The organism is Vibrio mytili, from assembly GCF_000830505.1.
GTDB lineage: Bacteria > Pseudomonadota > Gammaproteobacteria > Enterobacterales > Vibrionaceae > Vibrio > Vibrio mytili.
The window spans coordinates 54465-76946 of the sequence record NZ_JXOK01000036.1; the positions used below are offsets into that span (position 1 = coordinate 54465).

General features: G+C 44.9%; 17 protein-coding genes and 3 pseudogenes. 11 read left to right on the forward strand and 9 right to left on the reverse strand.

Annotated elements, in window-relative coordinates; translation table 11 throughout:
- Positions 1-6: 6 nt before the first annotated feature.
- From SU60_RS09840 to rlmM, 4 genes are read left to right on the forward strand one after another with little or no spacing between them, the layout of a single operon-like run.
- Positions 7-915 carry a transcriptional regulator GcvA gene (locus tag SU60_RS09840; protein ID WP_041155369.1) on the forward strand — a complete coding sequence of 303 codons (909 nt, stop codon included), beginning with the start codon at positions 7-9 and terminating at the stop codon, positions 913-915.
- On the forward strand, positions 908-1531 hold the full coding sequence (locus tag SU60_RS09845) for an alpha/beta family hydrolase (protein ID WP_041155370.1): 624 nt from the start codon (positions 908-910) through the stop codon (positions 1529-1531). Before SU60_RS09840 ends, SU60_RS09845 begins: the two co-directional genes overlap by 8 nt.
- Entirely contained in the window at positions 1521-1919 is a 399-nt protein-coding gene (locus SU60_RS09850) for a DUF423 domain-containing protein (RefSeq protein ID WP_041155371.1), read from the forward strand. Before SU60_RS09845 ends, SU60_RS09850 begins: the two co-directional genes overlap by 11 nt.
- Positions 1916-3007, forward strand: a complete 1092-nt coding sequence (rlmM, locus tag SU60_RS09855; RefSeq protein WP_041155372.1) for a 23S rRNA (cytidine(2498)-2'-O)-methyltransferase RlmM — start codon at positions 1916-1918, stop codon at positions 3005-3007. The genes SU60_RS09850 and rlmM overlap by 4 nt, the downstream gene beginning before the upstream one ends.
- A 120-nt stretch (positions 3008-3127) precedes the next feature.
- Here rlmM and xni read toward each other — a convergent pair whose 3' ends face one another.
- From xni to queF, 5 genes and pseudogenes are all read right to left on the reverse strand, one after another.
- A complete protein-coding gene (gene xni, locus SU60_RS09860) occupies positions 3128-3910 on the reverse strand; it encodes a flap endonuclease Xni (RefSeq protein ID WP_041155373.1) in 783 nt (260 codons plus the stop codon).
- 58 nt (positions 3911-3968) lie between these two features.
- A pseudogene (gene ppnN, locus SU60_RS09865) lies at positions 3969-5344 on the reverse strand (nucleotide 5'-monophosphate nucleosidase PpnN).
- Positions 5345-5596: 252 nt separating this feature from the next.
- Positions 5597-7161 (reverse strand): annotated as a pseudogene (locus SU60_RS09870) (GGDEF domain-containing protein).
- A 100-nt stretch (positions 7162-7261) separates the two neighbouring features.
- Positions 7262-9544 (reverse strand): tetratricopeptide repeat protein, encoded by a 2283-nt coding sequence (locus SU60_RS09875; RefSeq protein WP_041155374.1) that lies wholly within the window; start codon positions 9542-9544, stop codon positions 7262-7264.
- 182 nt (positions 9545-9726) lie between these two features.
- Positions 9727-10572, reverse strand: a complete 846-nt coding sequence (queF, locus tag SU60_RS09880; protein ID WP_041155375.1) for an NADPH-dependent 7-cyano-7-deazaguanine reductase QueF — start codon at positions 10570-10572, stop codon at positions 9727-9729.
- A gap of 81 nt (positions 10573-10653) precedes the next feature.
- On the opposite strand from queF, the gene syd reads away from it, so the two are divergent.
- Together syd and SU60_RS09890 are read left to right on the forward strand one after the other, a co-directional pair.
- Entirely contained in the window at positions 10654-11199 is a 546-nt protein-coding gene (syd, locus tag SU60_RS09885; RefSeq protein WP_041155376.1) for a SecY-interacting protein, read from the forward strand.
- A gap of 2 nt (positions 11200-11201) precedes the next feature.
- Positions 11202-11978 carry a Zn-ribbon-containing protein gene (locus SU60_RS09890; protein WP_041155377.1) on the forward strand — a complete coding sequence of 259 codons (777 nt, stop codon included), beginning with the start codon at positions 11202-11204 and terminating at the stop codon, positions 11976-11978.
- A gap of 111 nt (positions 11979-12089) precedes the next feature.
- Here SU60_RS09890 and SU60_RS09895 read toward each other — a convergent pair whose 3' ends face one another.
- The 3 genes and pseudogenes from SU60_RS09895 to metN form a co-directional block, all read right to left on the reverse strand.
- Entirely contained in the window at positions 12090-12899 is an 810-nt protein-coding gene (locus SU60_RS09895; RefSeq protein WP_041155378.1) for a MetQ/NlpA family lipoprotein, read from the reverse strand.
- Between the two features lie 33 nt (positions 12900-12932).
- Positions 12933-13610: a methionine ABC transporter permease gene (locus tag SU60_RS09900; RefSeq protein ID WP_041155379.1), complete on the reverse strand. Its 678-nt coding sequence runs from the start codon at positions 13608-13610 to the stop codon at positions 12933-12935.
- Positions 13600-14633, reverse strand: a pseudogene (gene metN, locus SU60_RS09905) (methionine ABC transporter ATP-binding protein MetN). Before metN ends, SU60_RS09900 begins: the two are co-directional and overlap by 11 nt.
- Before the next feature lie 342 nt (positions 14634-14975).
- Here metN and gmhB point away from each other — a divergent pair.
- The 4 genes from gmhB to treC all read left to right on the forward strand — a co-directional run bounded on the left by gmhB (position 14976) and on the right by treC (position 19954).
- The gene (gene gmhB / locus SU60_RS09910; protein ID WP_041155380.1) at positions 14976-15527 is read left to right on the forward strand and encodes a D-glycero-beta-D-manno-heptose 1,7-bisphosphate 7-phosphatase; all 552 of its coding nucleotides are present in this window, start codon (positions 14976-14978) and stop codon (positions 15525-15527) included.
- A 101-nt stretch (positions 15528-15628) separates the two neighbouring features.
- Positions 15629-16576 carry a trehalose operon repressor TreR gene (gene treR, locus SU60_RS09915; RefSeq protein WP_041155381.1) on the forward strand — a complete coding sequence of 316 codons (948 nt, stop codon included), beginning with the start codon at positions 15629-15631 and terminating at the stop codon, positions 16574-16576.
- A gap of 176 nt (positions 16577-16752) precedes the next feature.
- Positions 16753-18177 (forward strand): PTS trehalose transporter subunit IIBC, encoded by a 1425-nt coding sequence (treB, locus tag SU60_RS09920; protein ID WP_041155382.1) that lies wholly within the window; start codon positions 16753-16755, stop codon positions 18175-18177.
- 91 nt (positions 18178-18268) lie between these two features.
- Positions 18269-19954, forward strand: a complete 1686-nt coding sequence (gene treC, locus SU60_RS09925; protein ID WP_041155383.1) for an alpha,alpha-phosphotrehalase — start codon at positions 18269-18271, stop codon at positions 19952-19954.
- Positions 19955-20049: 95 nt separating this feature from the next.
- Here treC and SU60_RS09930 read toward each other — a convergent pair whose 3' ends face one another.
- Positions 20050-20652, reverse strand: coding sequence for a YitT family protein (locus SU60_RS09930; RefSeq protein WP_041155384.1), 603 nt, complete (start codon positions 20650-20652; stop codon positions 20050-20052).
- Between the two features lie 346 nt (positions 20653-20998).
- On the opposite strand from SU60_RS09930, the gene glyA reads away from it, so the two are divergent.
- Entirely contained in the window at positions 20999-22249 is a 1251-nt protein-coding gene (gene glyA / locus SU60_RS09935; protein WP_041155385.1) for a serine hydroxymethyltransferase, read from the forward strand.
- The last annotated feature ends 233 nt before the right edge of the window (positions 22250-22482 follow it).

A 22482-nucleotide genomic window follows, 5' to 3' on the forward strand; every position in this document is an offset into this window, starting at 1 on the left:
TCCCATATGTCTCGCAGATTACCGCCTTTGAATTCACTTCGTGTGTTTGAAGCTGCTGCTCGCCACCTTAGTTTTACCCGTGCTGCTGAAGAGTTATTTGTAACTCAAGCGGCGGTTAGTCATCAAATTAAAGCGTTGGAAGAGTTTTTGTCACTTAAACTTTTCCGTCGCAGAAACCGTTCTTTATTGTTAACGGAAGAGGGGCAAAGCTACTTTCTGGACATCAAAGATATTTTTACTTCAATTGCAGAAGCAACTGATAAGGTGTTGGAACGCAGTGAAAAAGGGGCGCTGACCATCAGTTTGCCACCTAGTTTTGCTATCCAATGGTTGGTGCCTCGTTTGGCAGACTTTAATGCGCAAGAGCCAGATATTGATGTTCGTATCAAAGCGGTGGATATGGATGAAGGCTCTCTGACGGATGATGTCGATGTCGCCATTTACTATGGGCGTGGTAATTGGCCAGGTTTGCGATCGGAAAAACTTTACCAAGAGTTTTTGATCCCGCTTTGTTCACCTTCGTTACTTTTAGGTAACAAACCATTAGAATCTCTAAGTGATCTAAGGTTGCATACTTTGCTACATGATACCTCAAGGAAAGACTGGAAACAGTTTGCTCGTCAGAACAACATTGAAGGTATTAATGTCAATCATGGCCCCATTTTCAGTCACTCAACCATGGTGTTGCAAGCAGCAGCGCATGGACAAGGCGTAGCGTTGGGGAATAACGTGCTTGCTAAGCCGGAAATGGAGGCGGGGCGACTTATCGCTCCATTTGATGAGGTGTTGATTTCGAAAAACGCTTTTTATGTCGTTTGTCATGAACAACAGGCAGACATGGGCCGTATCGCCACCTTCCGTGATTGGATGGTAGCCACTGCAAGAAAAGAGCAAGAGGAAGTGTTAGATGAGTGATTGGTTAGTGGAAGGCCCCGAGAACGGACCGCTGTTTATTTTCGCTCATGGCGCAGGAGCGGACATGGAGCATAACTTTATGGCAGCTGTTGCCAAGGGATTGGTCGAGCAGGGAATTCGTGTCGTACGTTTTAACTTTCCTTATATGATTAAACGGGCTGAGGATGGTAAAAAACGCCCACCGGATCGCGCGCCTAAACTGCTTGAAGCCTACAAAGAAGTGATCACTCACTTTACGGATAAACCTATTGTTATTGGTGGTAAATCCATGGGAGGGCGTATGGCAAGCTTGTTAGCCGACCATGAATTGATCGCAGGTGTTGCTTGTTTAGGTTATCCCTTTCATCCTCCTGGTAAGCCAGAGAATTACAAAGGTGAACATCTAGCGATAATAGATAAACCTACTCTGATTTTGCAGGGTGAGCGCGACACATTTGGTAAGCAGGAAGAATTCGATGAGTTTGCTTTGTCGGATCATATTCGCGTGACTTTTTTACCGGATGGTGACCATAGCTTTAAACCACGTAAGCGCTCAGGGTTTACTGAAGCGGAAAATCTTACTCTGGCGGTTGAGTGTTTAGCGGAATTTATTAACGAGGTATACAGTGAAAAGTAAGTGGTTACTCTCCTTTACCGGTTTATCTGGTGTCATCTCGGTTGCGCTTGGTGCGTTTGCCGCTCATGGATTAAAAGCCATGTTGTCGCCGTACTTGCTTGAGGTATTTAAGACCGGTGTGTTGTATCAATTCATCCATACTTTAGCGATCGCATTTTGTGGGCTTTTGTTGCTAATGAATTTAGAACAAAAGGCGCAAAAGTATTTTTTCATCGCAGCGATTTGCTTTATCATCGGCATCTTTTGTTTTAGCGGCAGTCTCTACGCGCTGGCGCTAACGGGCATCAAGTGGTTTGGTCCTATCACTCCGATGGGTGGATTTATGTTTATGATCGGCTGGTGTCTGTTCTTTTTTGCTGCGTTTAATATCAAAGAGGTCTCCAAGTGAAACAACTGATGCTCTATTGCCGTTCTGGCTTCGAGAAAGAGTGTGCTGGTGAAATTCAGGACAAAGCGACGCAACTGGAAGTGTTCGGCTTCCCGCGTGTTAAGAAAAACGCCGGATACGTTGTCTTTGAATGTTATCAAGATGGAGATGCAGACAAATTGGCAAGAGAGTTGGACTTTCAGTCTTTGATCTTCGCTCGTCAGATGTTTGCCGTGGCCGCTGAATTCGTATCGTTACCAAGTGAAGATCGCATTAGCCCGATCCTTACTGAGTTAGCGGATATTGACGCTTTCCCTCGCTGTGGGGATTTGCGTATCGAAACGCCTGACACTAACGAAGCAAAAGAGCTACTGAAATTCTGCCGCAAGTTTACCGTACCGATGAGACAAGCATTACGTGGTAAAGGGTTGATGTGGAATAAAGACAACGCGAAAAAGCCTGTGCTGCACATTTGCTTCGTTGCACCAGGTCACTGTTATGTTGGTTATTCGTACTCAGACAACAACTCACAGTTTTTTATGGGCATACCACGCTTGAAGTTTCCAGCGGATGCGCCAAGTCGTTCAACATTAAAGCTGGAAGAAGCGTTCCATGTGTTTATTCCACGTGAAGAGTGGGACGAGCGTTTGGCGCCTGGAATGTGGGGAGTGGATTTGGGGGCGTGTCCTGGTGGCTGGACTTACCAATTGGTGAAGCGCTCGATGTTTGTTCATTGCGTCGATAACGGAATGATGGCAGACAGCTTGATGGAAACGGGCCAGATTAAGCACCATATGGTTGACGGGTTCAAGTTTGAACCTGACCGTAAGAATGTAACTTGGATCGTTTGTGATATGGTTGAAAAGCCTGCACGTGTGGCGCACTTGATGGGCCAATGGTTGCTCAAAGGGTGGGCAAAAGAAGCAATATTTAATCTCAAGTTGCCAATGAAAGGTCGCTACGACGAAGTGCTGCAAGATCTAGAGAACTTGAAACTGTTTCTGATTGAAAACAAAGTCAAATTCAAGTTGCAAGCTAAGCACTTATATCATGACCGTGAAGAGATCACGATCCATATTCAGTGTTTGTCGAATATCTCTCCGCACTGATTGGTTGAAACACAAATCATGTAAAAAGCGCCGGCACATACTGGCGCTTTTTTCATTTATTGGACGTGACACTGGAGATACGACGATATCAATCGCCATATCTTTTCCAAATACGCCTCGCTACGCCACCTTGTTCGGCCCGGTAAAACGAATATCTTGCAGATTAAAACCGAGTTCGATATCGCACTTGAGTGCGGCCACCTGCTTACATAACCTTGCCGATTCGATGTGCTCGTCCAATTTTTTGCGGTACTTTGAGGCTAACTCATTGCTTGCGTAAGCCGTTTCAATATCTTCAAACTGAGTCAGTATCTCTTTTGCTGCCTTCGGTCCAATCCCTGGTACACCGGGTACCTGACTAGAGCTGATACCGGTTAATCCCCAATAATCTGCCAGTTGACTCGGTTTTACGCCAAACTCTTTGTCGATAAACGGCTCATCTAACCAGCGATGTTGAAAGTAGTCTCGGATTTGAAGCGTAGGAGATAACAGCTGACAGTAACCTTTATCAGTAGAGACGATAGTCACTTTTTCTCCGTGACTGGCCACTTTGGTTGCCAATGTCGCGACCAGATCATCGGCTTCGTCACCATCGGACAATAATGAGTCAATGCCTTGTTCCCACCATGCTTGCTGAATACTATCTAAACCTTGTAATAACGGCTCTGGCATTGGCTTACGGTTTTGTTTGTAGTCAGGAAGTAGATCTGCGCGCCAACCTCTGTCTTGCTCGTGATGATCAAACACAGCAATGATATGCGTCGGGTTAGCTTCTGACAGGATGCGAGAGAGCGTTCTTTGGGTTGTGGTAATGGTTCTTGCTATGTCGGTAGGATCGGGCTGAGCAGAGTGTACTCTGCGGATCAGGTTTAGCGCATCGATAATAACAAGATGAATAGACATAATGACTTAGCAATAAAAAAGGGGCGTAATGCCCCTAGTGTAACGAATGCTAGCGTGACTATCGACCTTCAATTTCTGGATGAGCAATGCGATAACAAGGTTCATACTCAGATCCACCCGGTAGCTTCATTCGGTGTTGGACGACAAAATCCTGTAATAATTTGTCTAGTTTCTTCATTAAGACGGGATCACCATTAATCGTAAATGGCCCGCGAGACTCGATTTCACGAATGCCTTCTGCTTTGACGTTCCCAGCGACAATGCCTGAGAAGGCTTGACGTAAGTTTGCGGCCAGTACTTGAGGTGCTTGGCCTAGGTTGAGATCCAGTTGTTCCATAGAGTCATGATTTGGCGTAAATGGTAACTGGAACTCAGGCTCAATTTTTAGTGACCAATTAAAGCTGTATGCGTCGCCTTTTTCTTTGCGGTACTGGCGAACATCTTCCATTGCACGCTTCATTATTCGCGCCACTTCTGCGGGATTATCGATAATTATTTGATAGTGTTTTTGCCCTTCTTCACCGAGAGTATCACGAATAAATTCATCAATGGACCGGAAGTAATCTTCGCTTTCTTTTGGGCCGGTCAATACAATTGGCATTGGCTGTTCGGCGTTGTCTGGATGCATCATAATACCGAGTAAATACAGGAGTTCCTCCGCAGTGCCAGGCCCACCAGGAAGATGACGATACCGTGCGCCATTCGTACAAACGCTTCTAAGCGCTTTTCGATGTCCGGCATGATAACCAGTTCGTTGACGATCGGGTTGGGTGGCTCAGCAGCGATGATCGATGGTTCCGTAAGCCCTAGGTATCGTTGTTGAGTATAGCGCTGTTTGGCGTGACCTATTGCCGCTCCCTTCATTGGTCCTTCCATCGCACCAGGACCGCAACCAGTACAAATGTTCAGCTCCCTTAATCCCAACTCGTTACCGACTTCACGGGTGTATTGGTATTCAACCGCGTTAATCGAGTGACCACCCCAGCACACCACAAGGTTAGGCGCAATACCTGGCGTCAGGGCTCTTGCATTACGCAGAATACCGAACACTAAGTTGGTGATGTGAATTGGGTTGGTGAGGTTTAAACGCTGGCTGTCTGCCAAGTGCATATTGACATACACAATGTCGCGCAAGACCGAAAACAAGTGCTCCTGAATCCCTTTGATGATTTTTCCATCAACGAAAGCATGCTCTGGTGGGTCTGTCAGTTCCAGCTTAATACCACGTTCTCGCCTGACGACTTCGACATCAAATGATTGGTGACGGTCTAGGAGTTCTTTCGAGTTGTCGGTGTGACTGCCGGAGTTTAATACCGCTAAGGTACAGTTGCGATAAAGCTGATAAATATCGCTAGAGGCTGTTTTCTTTAAGCGTTCAACTTCTAGCTGGGATAGCAAGTCCATGCTTCCTTTGGGGCTGATATGGGTAATCATAGCGCCTCCTTATGATTGTTCTTATTTGGGGGAAAGTGCTGACTTCACTGAGTGATCGAGTGGTTCTGTTAGTATGGTATTGGTTATCACTATGTAGAGGTGTTTTCATCACACGAATAGTTACAGCTTAGCAGAATGAAAGCAGTAATATGTGATAAGACGTTGATTATAAACTGGATGAATAGAATAACGTTGCTGTTTGGTTGTTATTTGAGCGCTTTTGGTAACACTGACCGAGTTAGAACGTGCTGCTTAACTCCAACTGAGTTGGTTTTTACCGCGACTTTTAGCATCATTGAGCATTTGACCAAGTCGGTCTATCACTAGTGCGGGGGAGTCGGCTTCTTTGAACGACGTGGATACCGCTGTCAAAGTTATGACGATATTCTGTTCACGAAATTTGAACGGTAGCTGGCTGATATTATGTTGTATTTTCTTTATCAGATCTAACGTGTATTCTTCTGTCTGTTCCGGAATGAGGAGGATAAACTCTTCACCGCTAAAGCGGGCAACGGTTTCAGTTTTAGCCGCGCATTTGTTAATGTTACGTGCAATGATTTTGAGTGCTTTATCTCCGGCACTATAGCCGTAGCTATCATTGATCATCTTGAAACGATCGACATCAAACAAAACCACACGCAGATTGTTTTGTGAGCGAACCCAGCGGCGGTATTCTAGTTCTAAGCGATCGTTAAAAGCGGTGCGGTTGTACACTTTGGTTAGAGGATCGAGCAACATACGCTGTGCTTGGTCATCCAAGCGGCGGCGGTAGTCCTGAGTGCTTTCAAATACGGCTTCTAATTGATTTTTACTGTATATCAAGCGTTCTTGAAGTGCTTGCTCACGCTCTTGCGTCATTTGCAAGCGTTCAGAAAGTGAGGCCATTTGAGCTAAGAGTGGGGCAACATCTTGTTTGAGCTCATCTACCCCTTTAGTTTGATTAAGCGATTCTTGTGCTCGTTCGAGCAAACTGTTCATTTCTGAGTTTAGCTCTTGCCGATGCTCAAAATAGCTATGATGTTGGTCGACGTTTTGATGGACCGTTTTCAGATTGCTCGCTAAGGCCGAATTCAACTGATCTAAAAACTGACCGGAGGCTTTACGTTCCTCTTTTGTTGCCTCTACGACGAGTCTGAGCGTGGATAGGGTCAGCTCAATGAGTGACTCCGCATTAACACTAAGCAAGAGTTTAGCTCGAATGTCGAGCAGTTTATCTCCAGACTCTCCTTCGAAATCTAACTCGGTAATGGTGTGTTGAAGGTCGCTAATCAAATGTTCAAGCTGCGACTTATCTGGATCATTTTCAAACTCATTTAGCTGTAGGCGGGAATTTGAAGTGATGATCTTAATTGCGCGCTCATAAATGCTAAGCAGTTTTGTTGCTTGATCGGCTTGCTTCCCTGAAAGGGAATCAGACAGGTTCAATAAGTGACGTAATTCGCGCTTAAGCTGAGCGGGCAAACCCGTAATCCGTTGTAGAGTCTCGCCACTGCATTTGATTTGTTCGTTAAGATAGCTGTGCTGTTTTTGTGTCGTTTGGGATTGTTGCTTGAGCATTCTTTCCAATACGGCTAAGCGTGGAATAAGCGTGCTGATATCCGTTTTACGCTTTAGATCATGTTGGATTTCAAGCAAGTATTGAGATACCTGCGGATTTGATCCTTGGCAAGCTGAAGACAGAGAAGCACGATGCGCTTTAGAACCTGTTGCTCTCTTCTAAATTTGAGCGAACTATCACGGTGCGTCAACCTGAGCTCGTCTAGTTGACAACTCAGTTGATGAAGCTGTGATTGTATATCGGACTTTAAAATACCCATATTGAGTGACGACGATTAAATCCATTTACGACTACTATGAATTCGATAATAACAAAAAACATGATAGCGTCATTAGTTATTCATCGTATGGCGACGTTAATTATCCACTTTTTAAGATATTCTTGATGTCTTCCTCATTCTTGTAAGACGAATGAATTTTTATCAGGCCTTGGGCAATAGCATGTCGGCATGCCGTTCTTATGTCCCCTGTTGCAAAGCTCGCCGCTGGTGCATTTTCTATAGCCTTTAAGAAAACCCAGTGACTTTGCTTCGTTTTTAGACTTATTTCACGTGCAATGTGTGTCGCGAGAAGAAGTAAATCGAGCAACTCTTCGTCATTGATTGCGGTATAAGCACGTGGCAAGAATGGGTAATCGCTGATCCCGATACGGATGACGCGATTGATATCATGCTGCTGTGCAAACTCGTCGACCCAAGTTTGGAATTTATCGAACATTTCCTCAGCGGGTGCATCACGATCAGAGTTTGGCTCTATGTACAATAAATTTGCATCTGAGAAGTGGTATAAACGCGCGGGTTTTTGGATTTTTTCTGCCATGAATTCCCCAAAAGCGCGCTCTAACTCTAATCCTGCTTTATACCCGTTTTGAACGTACATGCTGCGTAAAAACGGCAAATCGATCATGACAAAGCGTAAGCGATCATTAAGGGGTTCATGAATCAACTCTCCGATCTGCCACTGTTCAAAGGTATCACTTGATTTTTTCAATGAACGAGACAGTTTCACATTGAGCATGCGTAGATTGTTTAGACGTGAACGAGAATGAGTAAATAGGTCATTACGCAGCTTTTCTATTTGACTCGTTTGGCGTTGCATCACGACACCACGACGCATGATGAACAAAAACATCACCAGCACGGTAATAAACAGAGCAAAAGAAATCTTCTGAAATTTACGATGTTCGGTCTCCACTTGTTTCAGGCGTTCTGACTGACCTACATAGTGAATCTTTTGCTCAGCAAATTCTTTCTGTTGACGGAATGCGTCTTCACTTATTTGGTTGAGCTGTGCCTGCTCAAGTTTGACCAAATGGGTGTACTTTTTATAGGCATCAAGGGACGATTTATAGTCGTTTGCTTGCTCGTAACCAAGCGCTAAATAGAGATAGGATTGTTGCTTGGTAAAGTTATCCTGAGGCTGCGATTGGCCAACGAACTCTAAAGCATTATTGGCATGCTCTATCACGCCTTTGCTATCATTTTTATGATAGGCCAGACCCGAACGAAGTAGGGCAGCTCGAGCTTCTAGGCTTGGCAAACTTGCGTATTCAAGCAACTCTGTCGCGCGATCCAAGTATTGCTCAGCAAGAGTATAGTTATAGAGCTGAAGGTAGGTGGCGGCGAGACTAAGACGAATCTTGATCATTCGTTCTAAATATTTGCTGGTGCTCTCATGATCGAGCACATTGAAGTAATGCACCAATGCAAGGTTGTATTTGCCTTGGTAGTAATAAATATCGCCCATTTTTTCAAGGGAGTCTGCAAGAATCGGAGAGTTAGGGTAACTATCGTAAAAGTCCGCTGCCTGCGATAAATATTCGATGGCTTTATCGTAGACTCGGCGCTCCTGAAACAATCTTGCCAGTAAACGATTAACTTTTGCCAGTCTGGCCCCACTGTCTGCTTCTATAGATAGCCAGTAACCATAAAGAAGCTCGGTCAAGGCTGGATTGTATTTTTTGTTTGTAAGATAAAACTGCCCAACCGTGGTGTAATAATCAATGAGCGTAGCATCAGAGCGATTGGTTTCTAGTTGCTTTTTCGCTTGAGCGTACAGCTGCTCAGCCTTAGTTACATCACCACGATGCGATTCCAGCAATGCACGTTGCATCGTAAGGCTATAGCGAACATTTTCTTCTCTCGGTAACATGACCTCAGGCTCGTCGAGCGATTTTTCGATTTGGTTGAGTCTATCTTCTGCTTTGTCATAGTTTTTGTCATACATCCAAACCATTTGATTGCGCATCAATTGGACATCTAACTCCATATACGACAATTGATATTGGGTGGCGAGGTTTTGGGCATCATCAAGGATTTCAATCGCAGCACGTACGTTGCCTAGCTTGTAGTTGGCTTGCGCGATAATTTGATACGCTTCAATGGTGCTGCTCGGTGTGCGAATGTTTCGGTCGGTCTCCTCGCGAGACATCGCTGATGGGTTATCACTGTCGTTCGGTTTATACAACTCACGTTGGTCGAGGTAGTTTTTCGCCAGTTGTTTGGCTTGCGCGGGTTCTATTTCTGTCAGTTGCTGTGCTTCTTTCAGCAAAGAGGTCGATAAAATGGTCGCGTGAAGGGGGTGTGTTAGCAACACACAACATAAACCAATAAGCTTTAATAAACGCGAACTGTCGCAAAACATCCTTTCGTTCCCTCGAACTGGTTGAGATCTGGCTGACTTCTCAAGTTATCTTGAGTGAGTTGAACATACACCTTGCGATGGGCATTACTGTCGTGCACACCGTTAAAATGAATCGATATAATACCATGCCTAGGAAATAAAAACGTCCAGCAATCCAATTGATTGCTGGACTTAACAGCCGCTTACTGACGAGCCATGCGATGATTATGCGTGGGTTTGTCTTGCTCTGTTGAGCGGTAAGGGTTGATGTCTAAACCGCCACGACGTGTATATCGTGCAAATACGGTTAACTTGCTTGGTTGGCAATACTTCATTAGGTCGGTAAAAATACGCTCGACACATTGTTCATGAAACTCATTGTGCTCACGGAACGAGACGATGTATCGCAGCAGTTTCTCGCGGTCAATTTTCGCGCCTTGGTAGTGAATTTCCACGCTGCCCCAGTCCGGCTGATTGGTAATCAAACAATTAGACTTTAATAGGTGACTGTGAAGTGACTCTTCGACATGCGCTTTGCCAGCAGCGCCTTCGAGTAGTGTCGGGTCAAATTCATAATTAGTGATGTTGATATCTTGATCGTCAATGCACTCACCAGCCATTGTTACTATCGGTTGGTTGGTATAATGGGTGACAGGGTTCACTTCCACAAACACTTGCTCACCGGCACATTCAGATAGATCTTGCGTCAGGCGATCAGCCACGGCTTCCCAGCTAGCAAAGTGGGTTTGATTATAGCTGTTGAGATACAGCTTAAAGGATTTCGATTCAATTAAGTTCGCACTGGTTGCCGGAATGTAGACTTCCCCTACCGCGACTTGAGGTAACCCTTTACTGTTGAGCCAAGATAACTCGTAAAGCGTCCAGATGTCGTGACCAACAAATGGCAGCTCATCGCCTAACTGTAGGTCGTCACGGTTTAGGCTGCGAGGTACTGGTTGCAACAAGCTAGCATCATATTGGTTCGAGTATTCGGTTTTTTTACCGAGGGTTAGGCCAGCTAGCTCTTTCGCGTCTGAATATTTGCTCATACTTTGTGGTCGTTTTCGATTAGAATGGCGAGAATTTTACTGAATCCGCTGACTAATTGCTATCTAGATGAGGAGACCTTCATGACCCAAACCGTGACTCAGGCACTACAAGATTTCAGCCTGCGCTACCAACAAGCTTGGCAAAATGCCCACCAAGAATTGCCACGCAGTGAAGAGCTTGCTGAACTTGTTTCTCCATGTGTCGAAGAACGACGTGACGGGGTGGTATTGTGGAAAGCATTTCCTCGTGAAGAAATGGCGGACTTTACCAATGTTGAAAACGCTATTGAACTGGCGCTGCATGATGACATTAAAGACTTTTATGGCTTTCAATACAGTGCGGATATGGAAGCGGCTTGGGATGGAAACCCTCTAACGTTACTTCAGGTGTGGAGTGATGATGACTTTGATCGTCTGCAAGAAAATATTCTGGGTCATTTGGTCACTCAACGTCGTCTCAAGCTGAAGCCTACAGTATTTATTGCCGCAACCGATGCCGAGTTAGATGTGGTGTCTATCTGCAACCTGACCGGGAACGTAATTTTGGAGCGTCTAGGTACGTCTCAACGCGATGTGTTGGCAAATAACGTCAGTGAGTTTCTTAATAATCTCGAGGTCGTAGTATAAGCATGTATGTCGTTGAATTACAGTTTGAATGTTTCGATAATACGACCGTAAGTGCGGTTGATAAAGCCATCAACGGTTTAATGGATGCGTTGCGTTATAACGGTCAGGTACTGGGGCGAGAGTTTCCTATCGTGATGGGGGATGGTGAGTTTTTTGTTCGTGTAGTTTGTCCTGAGCAAGACAGTTTGCATCCGCGTTATCATTCCGATTTTGTCAAAGTGTGCATGAATCGTTTGTCCGAAGCGTCATTACTTGCGCCAAAAATGCGTTTGCTTGGCCGAGACTTAAATTCGGAACAGGCCGCTGAGGATGAGCAACCTAGTTGGCAGGTACTGTACACGACGTATGTTCATACTTGCTCACCGCTACGAAGTGGCGACACCTTGCTGCCGATTCCGTTATACCGCAATGAGCCGACCTTAAATGGCGATCACAAAGCGGTGGTGAAGTGGCAAACCGAATGGCAGGCATGTGATGAACTGCAAATGGCGGGAGGCTGTCGAGCAGAACACGCGGCGTTACATGAGATTTGCGATGCCGACAGTGTGCTTTTCCGCCGAGGATGGGATTTACGAGGACGTATTGAGTACATCACGAAAATTCCAACCTATTACTATCAATACCGTGTGGGCGGCCAGTCTTTAGAGAGTGAAAAAGCACGTAAGTGCCCGAAGTGTGGTGGAGACTGGTTACTGGAAGAGCCAATGCATGATATTTTTCATTTTAAGTGTGATGACTGCAGAATCGTATCGAACATTTCTTGGGATCATATTAAATAGTACTTGGTAGGTTTATCTAGCTGAAGTCTATTTTGAACCACCCACAAAATGGAAAAGGGCTGATGTGTTCACATCAGCCCTTTTATTTTGCGCTTTGTTAGCCGAGTTGGATTACCAACCTTTCACTACGCCGCCTTTGAATAGCTCTTTGGCTGCTTCGTAAACTTCTTCCGTTTGGTAAGCTTTTACGAAGTTTTGTACGTTTTCAGCGTTAACGTTTTCTTCACGAGCAACGATAAGGTTCACGTATGGAGACTCTTTATCTTCGACGAATACGCCATCACGCTCTGGAGAAAGGTCAATTGAGCTTGCGTACGTAGTGTTGATGATTGATAGCGTTACATCATCCAGTGAACGTGGCAGTTGTGGTGCTTCAAGCTCAATGATTTCGATGTTTTTAGGGTTTGCAACGATATCGCGTACGGTTGCTTGTAGACCAGCACCTTCACGTAATTCAATCAGACCTTGTTGCTCAAGTAGCAGCAAAGAGCGGCCTAGGTTTGTTGGATCGTTAGGTACCGCGATACGTGCACCATCTTGAATTTCATCAACAGATTTTACTTGCTTTGAGTAACCAGCAATTGGGTAGACGAAGGTGTTACCCGCGATAGCCAGTTTGTAACCACGGTCTTCCATTTGCTTGTCTAGGTATGGCTTGTGTTGGAATGCATTTGCATCAACAGAACCGTCATCCAGTGCTGCGTTTGGTGTTACATAGTCAGTGAACGTCACTAGTTCAACATCTAAGTTGTATTTCTCTTTTGCAATTTTGGCTGCCACTTCTGCAACTTGTGCTTCAGCGCCAGCAATAACGCCAACTTTCACTTTGTTTAGGTCTACTTCTTTATCACCGCAGCCAGCGAGAACAAGAGCGGAAGCCGCTGTAACGATAGTCAAAAGACTTTTAAGGCCAAGTTTCATCTGTATCTCCTTATAATTATTTAAATTAAATGCTTATCTGTGGTCTACGCGGCGTACCACTGCGTCACCGATTGATTGAATGATTTGTACTAGAACAATGAGCATCACAACGGTAACGGCCATGATGGTGACATCGTAGCGGTGGAAACCATATCGAATGGCTACGTCGCCTAAGCCACCACCACCGACTGTACCAGCCATTGCGGAATAGCTCACCAGAGTAACGAGTGTTATCGTCACTGAGTTAACAATAGTCGGCATTGCTTCAGGTAGCAGGACTTTTGTAATGATTTGTGTTGGCGTTGCGCCCATAGATTGTGCAGCTTCCACCAATCCAGAAGGCACTTCCAACAACGCACCTTCAATAAGACGCGCGACAAAAGGAATGGCACCAATGGTTAATGGTACGATAGCAGCAGTGGTACCAATAAAGGTACCAACCAACATTTTCGTCACCGGAATAATGGCTACCATCAAAACAAGGAATGGAACTGAGCGGCCGATGTTGACGATGGCACCTAATGAACCATTGAGTCTGGTGTTTTCTAACAGCCCACCTTTTTTGGTGATATGCAGAATCACACCTAAAGGAATACCGACAGCAAAACCAACAATACCCGCAACCGCGACCATATAAAGGGTTTCCCATGTCGCGCCAAGAAGAAGCGTGCTATTGAGACTTAGCCATTCAGAAATCGTATTAAAGGACATAACCAAGCACCTCTACTTTCACGTTGTGATCACGCAGGTACTCAATCGCTGCGTTGTCGTTTTCTTCATTACCAAATAACTCTGCGACCATCATGCCGAATTTAACGCCACCGGCATAATCAAGATCAGAACTCAGGATACTGACGTCGATATTGTACTTGCGTGAAATTTGTGACATCAGCGGAGCATCCACCGTTGCGCCAGTAAACTCAAGACGAACCAGTGGATGGCTGCCTTGAACACGCTGCGATTGCAGCCGTGCTTGATAATCTTCAGGAATCGATAGATCTAAAGTCGAGCGAATAAATTCGTGGGCAAGTTCTGTTTTTGGATGAGCGAAAATGTCGCCAACCGTACCTTTCTCTACTAATTCGCCACCACCAATGATCGCTACTTCGTGACAGATGCTTTTTACCACTTCCATTTCATGAGTGATCAGCAAGATGGTGATGTTAAGCTGACGGTTTATTTTTTTTAACAGCTCAAGAATCGATTGAGTTGTCGCGGGGTCAAGTGCGCTGGTGGCTTCATCACAAAGTAGCACGCTTGGGTCAGACGCTAATGCTCGAGCGATTGCGACACGTTGTTTTTGACCACCACTCAAGTTTGAAGGGTAGCTCTCATGTTTGTCTTCTAAGCCGACTAACTTAAGCAGCTCGGTCACTTTCTCACTGACTAGTGCTTTCTCTTTCCCTGCGAGCTCTAGTGGAAGCGCGACATTGTCAAATACGGTTCGCGATGACAGCAGGTTAAAATGTTGAAAGATCATGCCAATGTTGCGGCGTGTTTCTACCAACTGCTTTTTACTTAATTGAGTTAGGTCTATACCATCGACAATGATAGAGCCAGAAGTCGGTGCTTCCAACATATTCACACAACGGATCAGTGTACTTTTACCGGCACCTGAAGAGCCGATGACTCCAAAGATGGTGCCCTTGGCGATATGTAGGTTAATGTCTTTCAGGGCAAGAATTTCTTTACTGCTTGATAGAACACTTTGTTGACTTCTTTTATTTCTATCATGTTTCAACCTGCACAGAGATATGGGGAACTTCATTGTCAAAAACGGCTTTTGACAGAACTAAATTTTGAGCTCTATCTCAATTTTTAGTAGATGCTATGGGTTAACTTGATCGAAGTCAATAGGTATTTTTACGTCTAGACGTCTAAAACTAGTGGGTGTAATTTACTGAAAATGAGGTGACCTTCGCTCCAGGTAAAGAGAACCAACGGCAACGCCCATGATGCAACGATTCTTTGCTGAAGCAGCGTAAATTTTGCTTGGAAAGACGCTGAATTAGATAGTGTTGAAGTTTATAAGGTATGTAATAATCGGATAAAACTGAGTAAATAGAGAAATACGTTTTGGCAAAACCCGCTGTTTTTATTGATCGTGATGGCGTAATTAACGTTGACCACGGCTATGTTCACGATGAGCATGATTTTGAGTACATCGAAGGTGTGTTTGAAGCAACAAAAGCGCTGAAAGAGCAGGGCTACCTGTTGGTGCTGGTAACTAACCAATCAGGTATTGCACGCGGTAAGTTCAGTGAAGATCGTTTCTTGTCTTTGACTCAGTGGATGGACTGGAACTTTGTCGATCATGGTGTTGAGTTTGATGGTATCTATTACTGTCCACACCATCCTGAGCATGGCATTGGTGAGTACAAACAAGATTGTGACTGCCGTAAGCCAAAGCCAGGCATGTTTATTTCAGCTCGTGATTTCTTGAAAATTGATATGGCAAAGTCGGTTATGATCGGTGACAAAGCCGAAGACATGATGGCTGCCGAGGCCGCTGGTGTGGGAACAAAAATCTTGGTTCGTACTGGCAAACCAATCACAGAACAAGGGGAAGCGCTTGCAACGGTTGTACTTGATAGCGTTGCAGACGTACCCGCTTATCTAAACAGATAGTTTGTACCATTTCATATGCTAGAGAAGCGTTTGCTTCTCTTTTACTTTATTGCTGTTAAAGTTCAACCATCTAATTATCCACTATCTTGATTCAGTCACCTATGAGCAAAAAACTCACCATACTCGATATCGCTAAACTGGCTGGCGTCGGTAAATCGACGGTAAGTCGTGTTCTCACCAATGATCCAAAAGTAAAACCACAAACGCGAGAGAAGGTTGAGCAAATCATTCGTGAGTCAGGCTATGTACCATCCAAGTCAGCGCAATCAATGCGTGGGGGGAGCCAAAAAGTTATCGGTGTAATTATCTCTCGCCTCGATTCGCCGTCGGAAAACCGCGCTGTTGGTACCATGCTCAATGCGTTGTATTCGGCGGGATACGATGTCGTGATCATGGAGAGCCAGTTTGATCGTGATAAAACCAACGAGCACTTAAGCGTACTCAAGCGTCGCAATGTTGATGGTGTTATCGTATTTGGTTTTACCGGATGTGATGAACAAGCCCTAGCTGAATGGGGGAATCGTATCGTGGTGATTGCGATGGATACCGATGAGGTGTCTTCGATTAACTATGATAATCAAGGTGTGATAGAGATGGCGTTGTCTCATCTTGAAAATCAATCGTTGTCTCGAATTGCCTACATGGGGGTTGACCCAGAGGACAAGACCACAGGTCTAATTCGTTTAAATGCTTATAAGGCTTGGTGCCAGCGCAAGCAGCTTACCCCTTGTTTTCAAACTGGTAAGCTAAGCCATGAAAGTGCTTATCGATTGGTCGAGAACGTATTAGCACCGGATACTCAAGCTATTGTTTGCGCGAGTGATACTATTGCGTTGGGTGTCCTCAAACGTCTTCAAGAGCTAGGTCGTGAAGACGTGGTCGTGACCGGTGTGGGTGGCAACGAGTTGCTTTCTTTCCTATTTCCCAATGTTTTTAGTGTTGACCCAGGTTACTCTCTTGCAGGAGAGAAATCTGCAAAAATGCTTATTAATCAATTGAATGGATATGATAAGGTCGTTCATTTCACACAACAACCTATCTGTCGTTAATCTCGTCTCCAACGTTCTGATCTAAAATTAGACTGTGATCATTCTCAATTAATGGGACTGTTCCCATTTTGTTTTTATTCTTCGAGTGGCACTATTAAAACTATCGAGTGGGAATGTTCCCATTAATAACAATAAAAAGATGAATTCAATGTATCTAATCCAAGGTGGACAAAGTTATGAGTAAGATTGCGCGTAAAGACGTGGAGCGTCTTGTTGAGTTGGTCGGTGGGCCGGACAACATTGCCAGTGTCAGCCACTGTTTAACTCGCTTGCGTTTTGTTCTAAACGATACCGACAAAGCGGACACAAAACAGTTGGAAGCGTTGAGTATGGTGAAAGGTTGCTTCACTAACGCTGGTCAGTTCCAAGTGGTTATCGGCACTGAAGTCGATGATGTCTATAAAATGCTGATTGAACTGACGGGTAAAAGCGAAGCCAGCAAAGACGAAGCTAAGAACGCGGCTCGTCAAAATATGAATATCATAGAGCGTGGTATTTCCCATCTTGCAGAAATTTTTGTCCCATTGCTGCCTGCGATCATTACTGGTGGTTTGATTCTTGGTTTCCGTAACGTAATAGGCGACATCAAAATGTTTGATGGCCAAACGCTTACCGAAATCAGTCAGTTTTGGGCGACCGTCCATTCATTCTTATGGTTAATCGGCGAGGCGATTTTCTTCTTCCTCCCCGTTGGTGTGTGCTGGTCAACGGTGAAAAAGCTCGGTGGTACACCGATACTAGGGATCACGCTCGGTGTCACGTTGGTTTCGCCGCAGTTAATGAATGCGTACTTAATTGGTAAGCAAGTTCCGGAAGTGTGGGACTTTGGGTTGTTTGTGATAGAGAAGGTCGGCTACCAAGCACAGGTCATTCCGGCGATGTTAGCTGGTATGGCATTAGCGTTTATTGAAACACGCTTAAAACGCATCATTCCTTCTTATTTGTACCTCGTTGTGGTGCCATTTGTTTCCCTTATTGTTGCTGTCATTTTAGCGCATTCAATCATTGGTCCATTCGGCCGCATGCTAGGTGATGGTGTCGCCTTCGCAGCGAAAGCAGCCATGACGGGTGACTTTGCGATGATCGGTTCAACCATCTTTGGGTTCTTGTATGCACCGCTGGTGATTACAGGTATCCACCACACGACAAACGCCGTGGACTTGCAGTTGATGCAAGAGCTTGGTGGCACGCCGATTTGGCCTTTGATTGCGTTATCAAACATTGCTCAAGCATCGGCAGTGGTTGGCATCATTATCATTAGTAGAAAGCAAGATGAACGTGAAATTTCAGTGCCAGCCGCAATCTCTGCCTATCTTGGTGTGACAGAGCCTGCCATGTACGGCATCAACCTGAAATACAAGTTCCCGATGATAAGCGCAATGATTGGTAGTGCTTGTGCTGCTGCAATCTGTGGTAGTGCGGGAGTGATGGCGAACGGTATTGGTGTGGGCGGTTTGCCGGGTATTTTGTCTATCCAGCCACAGTTTTGGGGTATTTTTGCTCTAGCGATGCTTGTTGCGATGGTGGTGCCTGCTGCACTAACGTTAATTCTTTATAAGCGTGCTCAGGCAAAAGGTGAGCTTGAAGCGGCCAGTGCGTAATTCGATTTAAGGCAGTCACTTGGCTGCCTTCCTCTATCTCTTTTATTTGTTTTTTCTTTTTAAAATTTTAATTGGTAAGTGAGTGTTAGACATGGCTATGACCAAGCAAGATGGAAGCTGGTGGAAAACCGCAACCATCTACCAAATTTACCCAAAAAGCTTTTGTGACAGCGGCAGTAAAGGCACGGGCGACATTAAAGGGATCATTTCTAAGCTGGATTATCTAAAGCATTTGGGAGTGGATGCGATTTGGCTAACTCCGGTGTATCAATCTCCGATGGTTGATAACGGTTACGATATTTCCGATTACTACGCGATCAATCCAGAATTCGGCACTATGGATGATTTTGATACCTTGCTGGCAGAAGCGCATCTGCTAGGCATTCGTATCATCATGGACATCGTTGTCAACCACACGTCAACTGAGCATCACTGGTTCCAATCTGCACTGGGCGACAAAAACAGTCCATATCGCGATTATTACATCTGGAAAGATCCGGTCAATGGCGCGGAACCTAATAATTGGCAATCGAAGTTTGGTGGCAGTGCGTGGGAGCTGGATCAAATGACAGGCCAGTACTATTTACACCTTTTTGCTCAAGAACAAGCGGATTTGAACTGGGAAAACCCAGCAGTGCGCGAGGAAGTTAAAGATGTGATCAGATTTTGGGCTGAGAAGGGCGTCGATGGTTTCCGCCTAGACGTTATCAATCTGATTTCAAAGCAGCAAGATTTCCCTAATGATCACCGTGGTGATGGCCGTCGTTTCTATACTGACGGTCCTCGTGTACACGAATACCTGCAAGAAATTAGTGACGCGGTATTTCAAAAGTATGGCAGCGTTACGGTGGGTGAAATGTCTTCCACCACGCTTGAGCACTGCCAGCAATACTCTTCATTAGACGGAAAAGAGCTGTCTATGGTGTTCAACTTCCATCACCTGAAAGTGGATTATCCAAATGGTGATAAATGGACGAAAGCACCGTTTGATTTCATTCAGTTAAAGCAAATCTTTAATCATTGGCAAACCGGATTGAATGGTAAAGGATGGGGGGCGTTGTTCTGGTGTAATCATGACCAGCCGCGCGTCGTTAGTCGACTGGGCGATGATCAACAATACCGTGTGGAGTCTGCGAAGATGTTGGCAGCATCGGTACATATGATGCAAGGTACACCGTACATCTATCAAGGTGAAGAGATTGGTATGACTAACCCGGGTTACACCGACCTTTGTCAATACCGCGATGTTGAAAGCACGAACATGTACGACATCATGGTCAACCGAGATGGTGTCGCGCACGAGGACATGATGGCGATTTTGGCGCAAAAGTCACGCGATAACTCGCGTACGCCAATGCAATGGAACAGCCAAAAAAACGCAGGGTTTACAGAAGGTAAACCCTGGCTTGAAATCGCACAAAACTACTCCGATATCAACGCTGACGCGGCGGTTGCCGAATTGAATTCGGTGTTTTACTTCTACAAACGTTTGATAGAACTGCGCAAACAAGTGCCTGTCATTACTGATGGTCGTTATGAAGATTTACTCCCAGAGCATCAGCGCATTTTTGCTTACGCTCGCCAAAACGACCAACAAACGCTGCTGTGTATTAATAACTATTACGGTGAAGAGGTGGAATGCGTACTGCCAGACCGTTTTGATATGAATAAAGCGAAAAACTTGCTATCTAACTATCAAAACTCAGCGAGCGCGGTTGCGTCAAATCATCAAGTGTTACGACCTTACGAAACTCGTATTTTATTGATAGAAGAATAAACTCGGGTGCCAACAGCCCCCAGGATTGATGTTCGAGATGAAGGCTTTGGTGTGCTCCCCAAAGCCTTTTTAATTTATGTGTGAAGGAGTGTTATTTATGAACCGTAGGTTACAGAATAGCGGTGTGGTTTGTGGTTCATCGCTAACACAAGGTTAAGAGCGAATGCCCCTAAAGCAGACAGAGCAATAATCCACGGCGAAACAAAGAACATTGAACCTAATACAATGCACACATCTATCGCCATCTGGCTTTTACCTACAGATATCCCAAATTTGTCTTGAATAAATAAACACAGGACATTAAAGCCACCGAGGCTGGAGCGGTGTCTGAATAAGATCAGCATCCCGAGTCCCATTAAAATCCCCCCCGCCACGGCACAATAGACGTCGTTGACCGACTCAAGCGAAATCAGTAAATAAAGATGATCGGCAAAAACTGAAACCAAAGCACCAGAAATCACACTATTGATTGCAAAACGTCGCCCGAAGCGTTTCCATGCTAATAGGTAAAAAGGGCAATTGGTCAAAAAGTACAGCATACCGAAGGTAAAAGGTGTAAATTGGCTGATAAGCAAAGCCAAACCTGTTGTGCCTCCAGTAAGGAGGTTTGCAGATTGGAGAAAGAAAACACCCTGGGCTACCAAAAAAGTGCCCGTGAGGATCGCTATCCAGTCTTCTTTTCTTGAGTGTTTTTCCATCAAAGTAATAGTCATAGGTGAGAATTTAGGGTCGCATAATAGTAAAAAGATGATCTTTTCGGTAGCTAGAGGGTAAAATTTACGGTAAACCTATGTAATTGCTGTTTTACAGGGTGTAAAGCACAAAATTGACAGGTAACAATTGTCGTTAAACGATTGCAATACAACGATGATAATTATTGCTTGTCATCATGAAAAAACTGCATGAGAAAAATTGTAAATTTCTCTTTATGACCTAGATCAAATTATGTAGAATGCGCGCCAATAGGGTGACGAAAACGTTTGCGTAAGGTCATTCAACAGTTTTTTTGCAACTTTCAGTACTAATCTGAGTCAGGAGATACAGATGCTTAAGCGTGATATGAACATCGCAGATTACGATGCGGAACTGTTCGCAGCTATCCAGGAAGAAACTCTTCGCCAGGAAGAACACATTGAACTTATCGCTTCTGAAAACTACACAAGCCCACGTGTAATGGAAGCGCAAGGTTCTCAGCTAACGAACAAATACGCTGAAGGCTACCCAGGCAAGCGTTATTACGGCGGTTGTGAATATGTAGATAAAGCGGAACAACTCGCGATCGATCGCGCATGTGAACTATTTGGTTGTGAATATGCGAACGTACAGCCTCACTCTGGTTCTCAAGCAAACAGTGCGGTTTACATGGCGCTGCTTAACCCAGGCGACACAGTACTTGGCATGAGCTTAGCTCACGGTGGTCACTTGACTCACGGTTCACCAGTAAACTTCTCTGGTAAGCACTACAACGTTATTCCTTACGGTATCGACGAAGCTGGCCAAATCAACTACGACGAGATGGAAGCTCTTGCGCTTGAACACAAACCTAAGATGATCATCGGCGGCTTCTCTGCTTACTCTCAAATTGTTGACTGGAAACGTATGCGTGAAATTGCAGACAAAGTTGACGCTTACCTCTTTGTTGATATGGCTCACGTAGCGGGTCTTATTGCTGCGGGCGAATACCCAACTCCTGTACCACATGCTCACGTTGTTACTACTACGACACACAAAACATTAGCAGGCCCACGTGGTGGTCTTATCCTGTCTAACGCTGGCGAAGACATGTACAAGAAGCTGAACTCAGCTGTCTTCCCGGGTGGTCAAGGTGGCCCTCTAATGCATGTGATTGCTGGTAAAGCGGTCGCGTTCAAAGAAGCAATGGAGCCTGAGTTTAAAGCATACCAAGCTCGCGTTGTTCAAAACGCTAAAGCGATGGTTGCTCAGTTCCAAGAGCGTGGCTACAAGATCGTTTCTAACGGTACAGAAAACCACCTGTTCCTTGTTGACTTAATCGACAAGAACATCACGGGCAAAGAAGCGGATGCCGCACTAGGTGCAGCGAACATCACTGTAAACAAAAACTCTGTACCCAATGATCCACGTAGCCCATTTGTTACGTCAGGTATCCGTGTTGGTACACCAGCGATCACTCGTCGCGGCTTCACTCAAGAAGACGCAAAAGAGTTGGCTAACTGGATGTGTGATGTGTTAGATAACATTGAAAACCAAGACGTTATTGAAGCGACAAAACAGAAAGTGCTAGATATCTGTAAGCGTCTACCGGTTTACGCCTAACTTTACTTTATAAATAATAGCTTCTTCATAGAGTGAGCCGATTTCGGTGTCGAACATACTCATTTGCTCGCGCAAACTATGTGTGTTCTCCTAGAACTCGATTCATCTATTTTGAGAATTAAATATCAAGGTCCTCAATTGAGGGCCTTTTTGTTTTTCTGGCTTTCTAGAATTAAATATGACCACTTTCTCACTTGGCTTGGTGTTAGTTACCAGATACAAAAAAGTTGGCG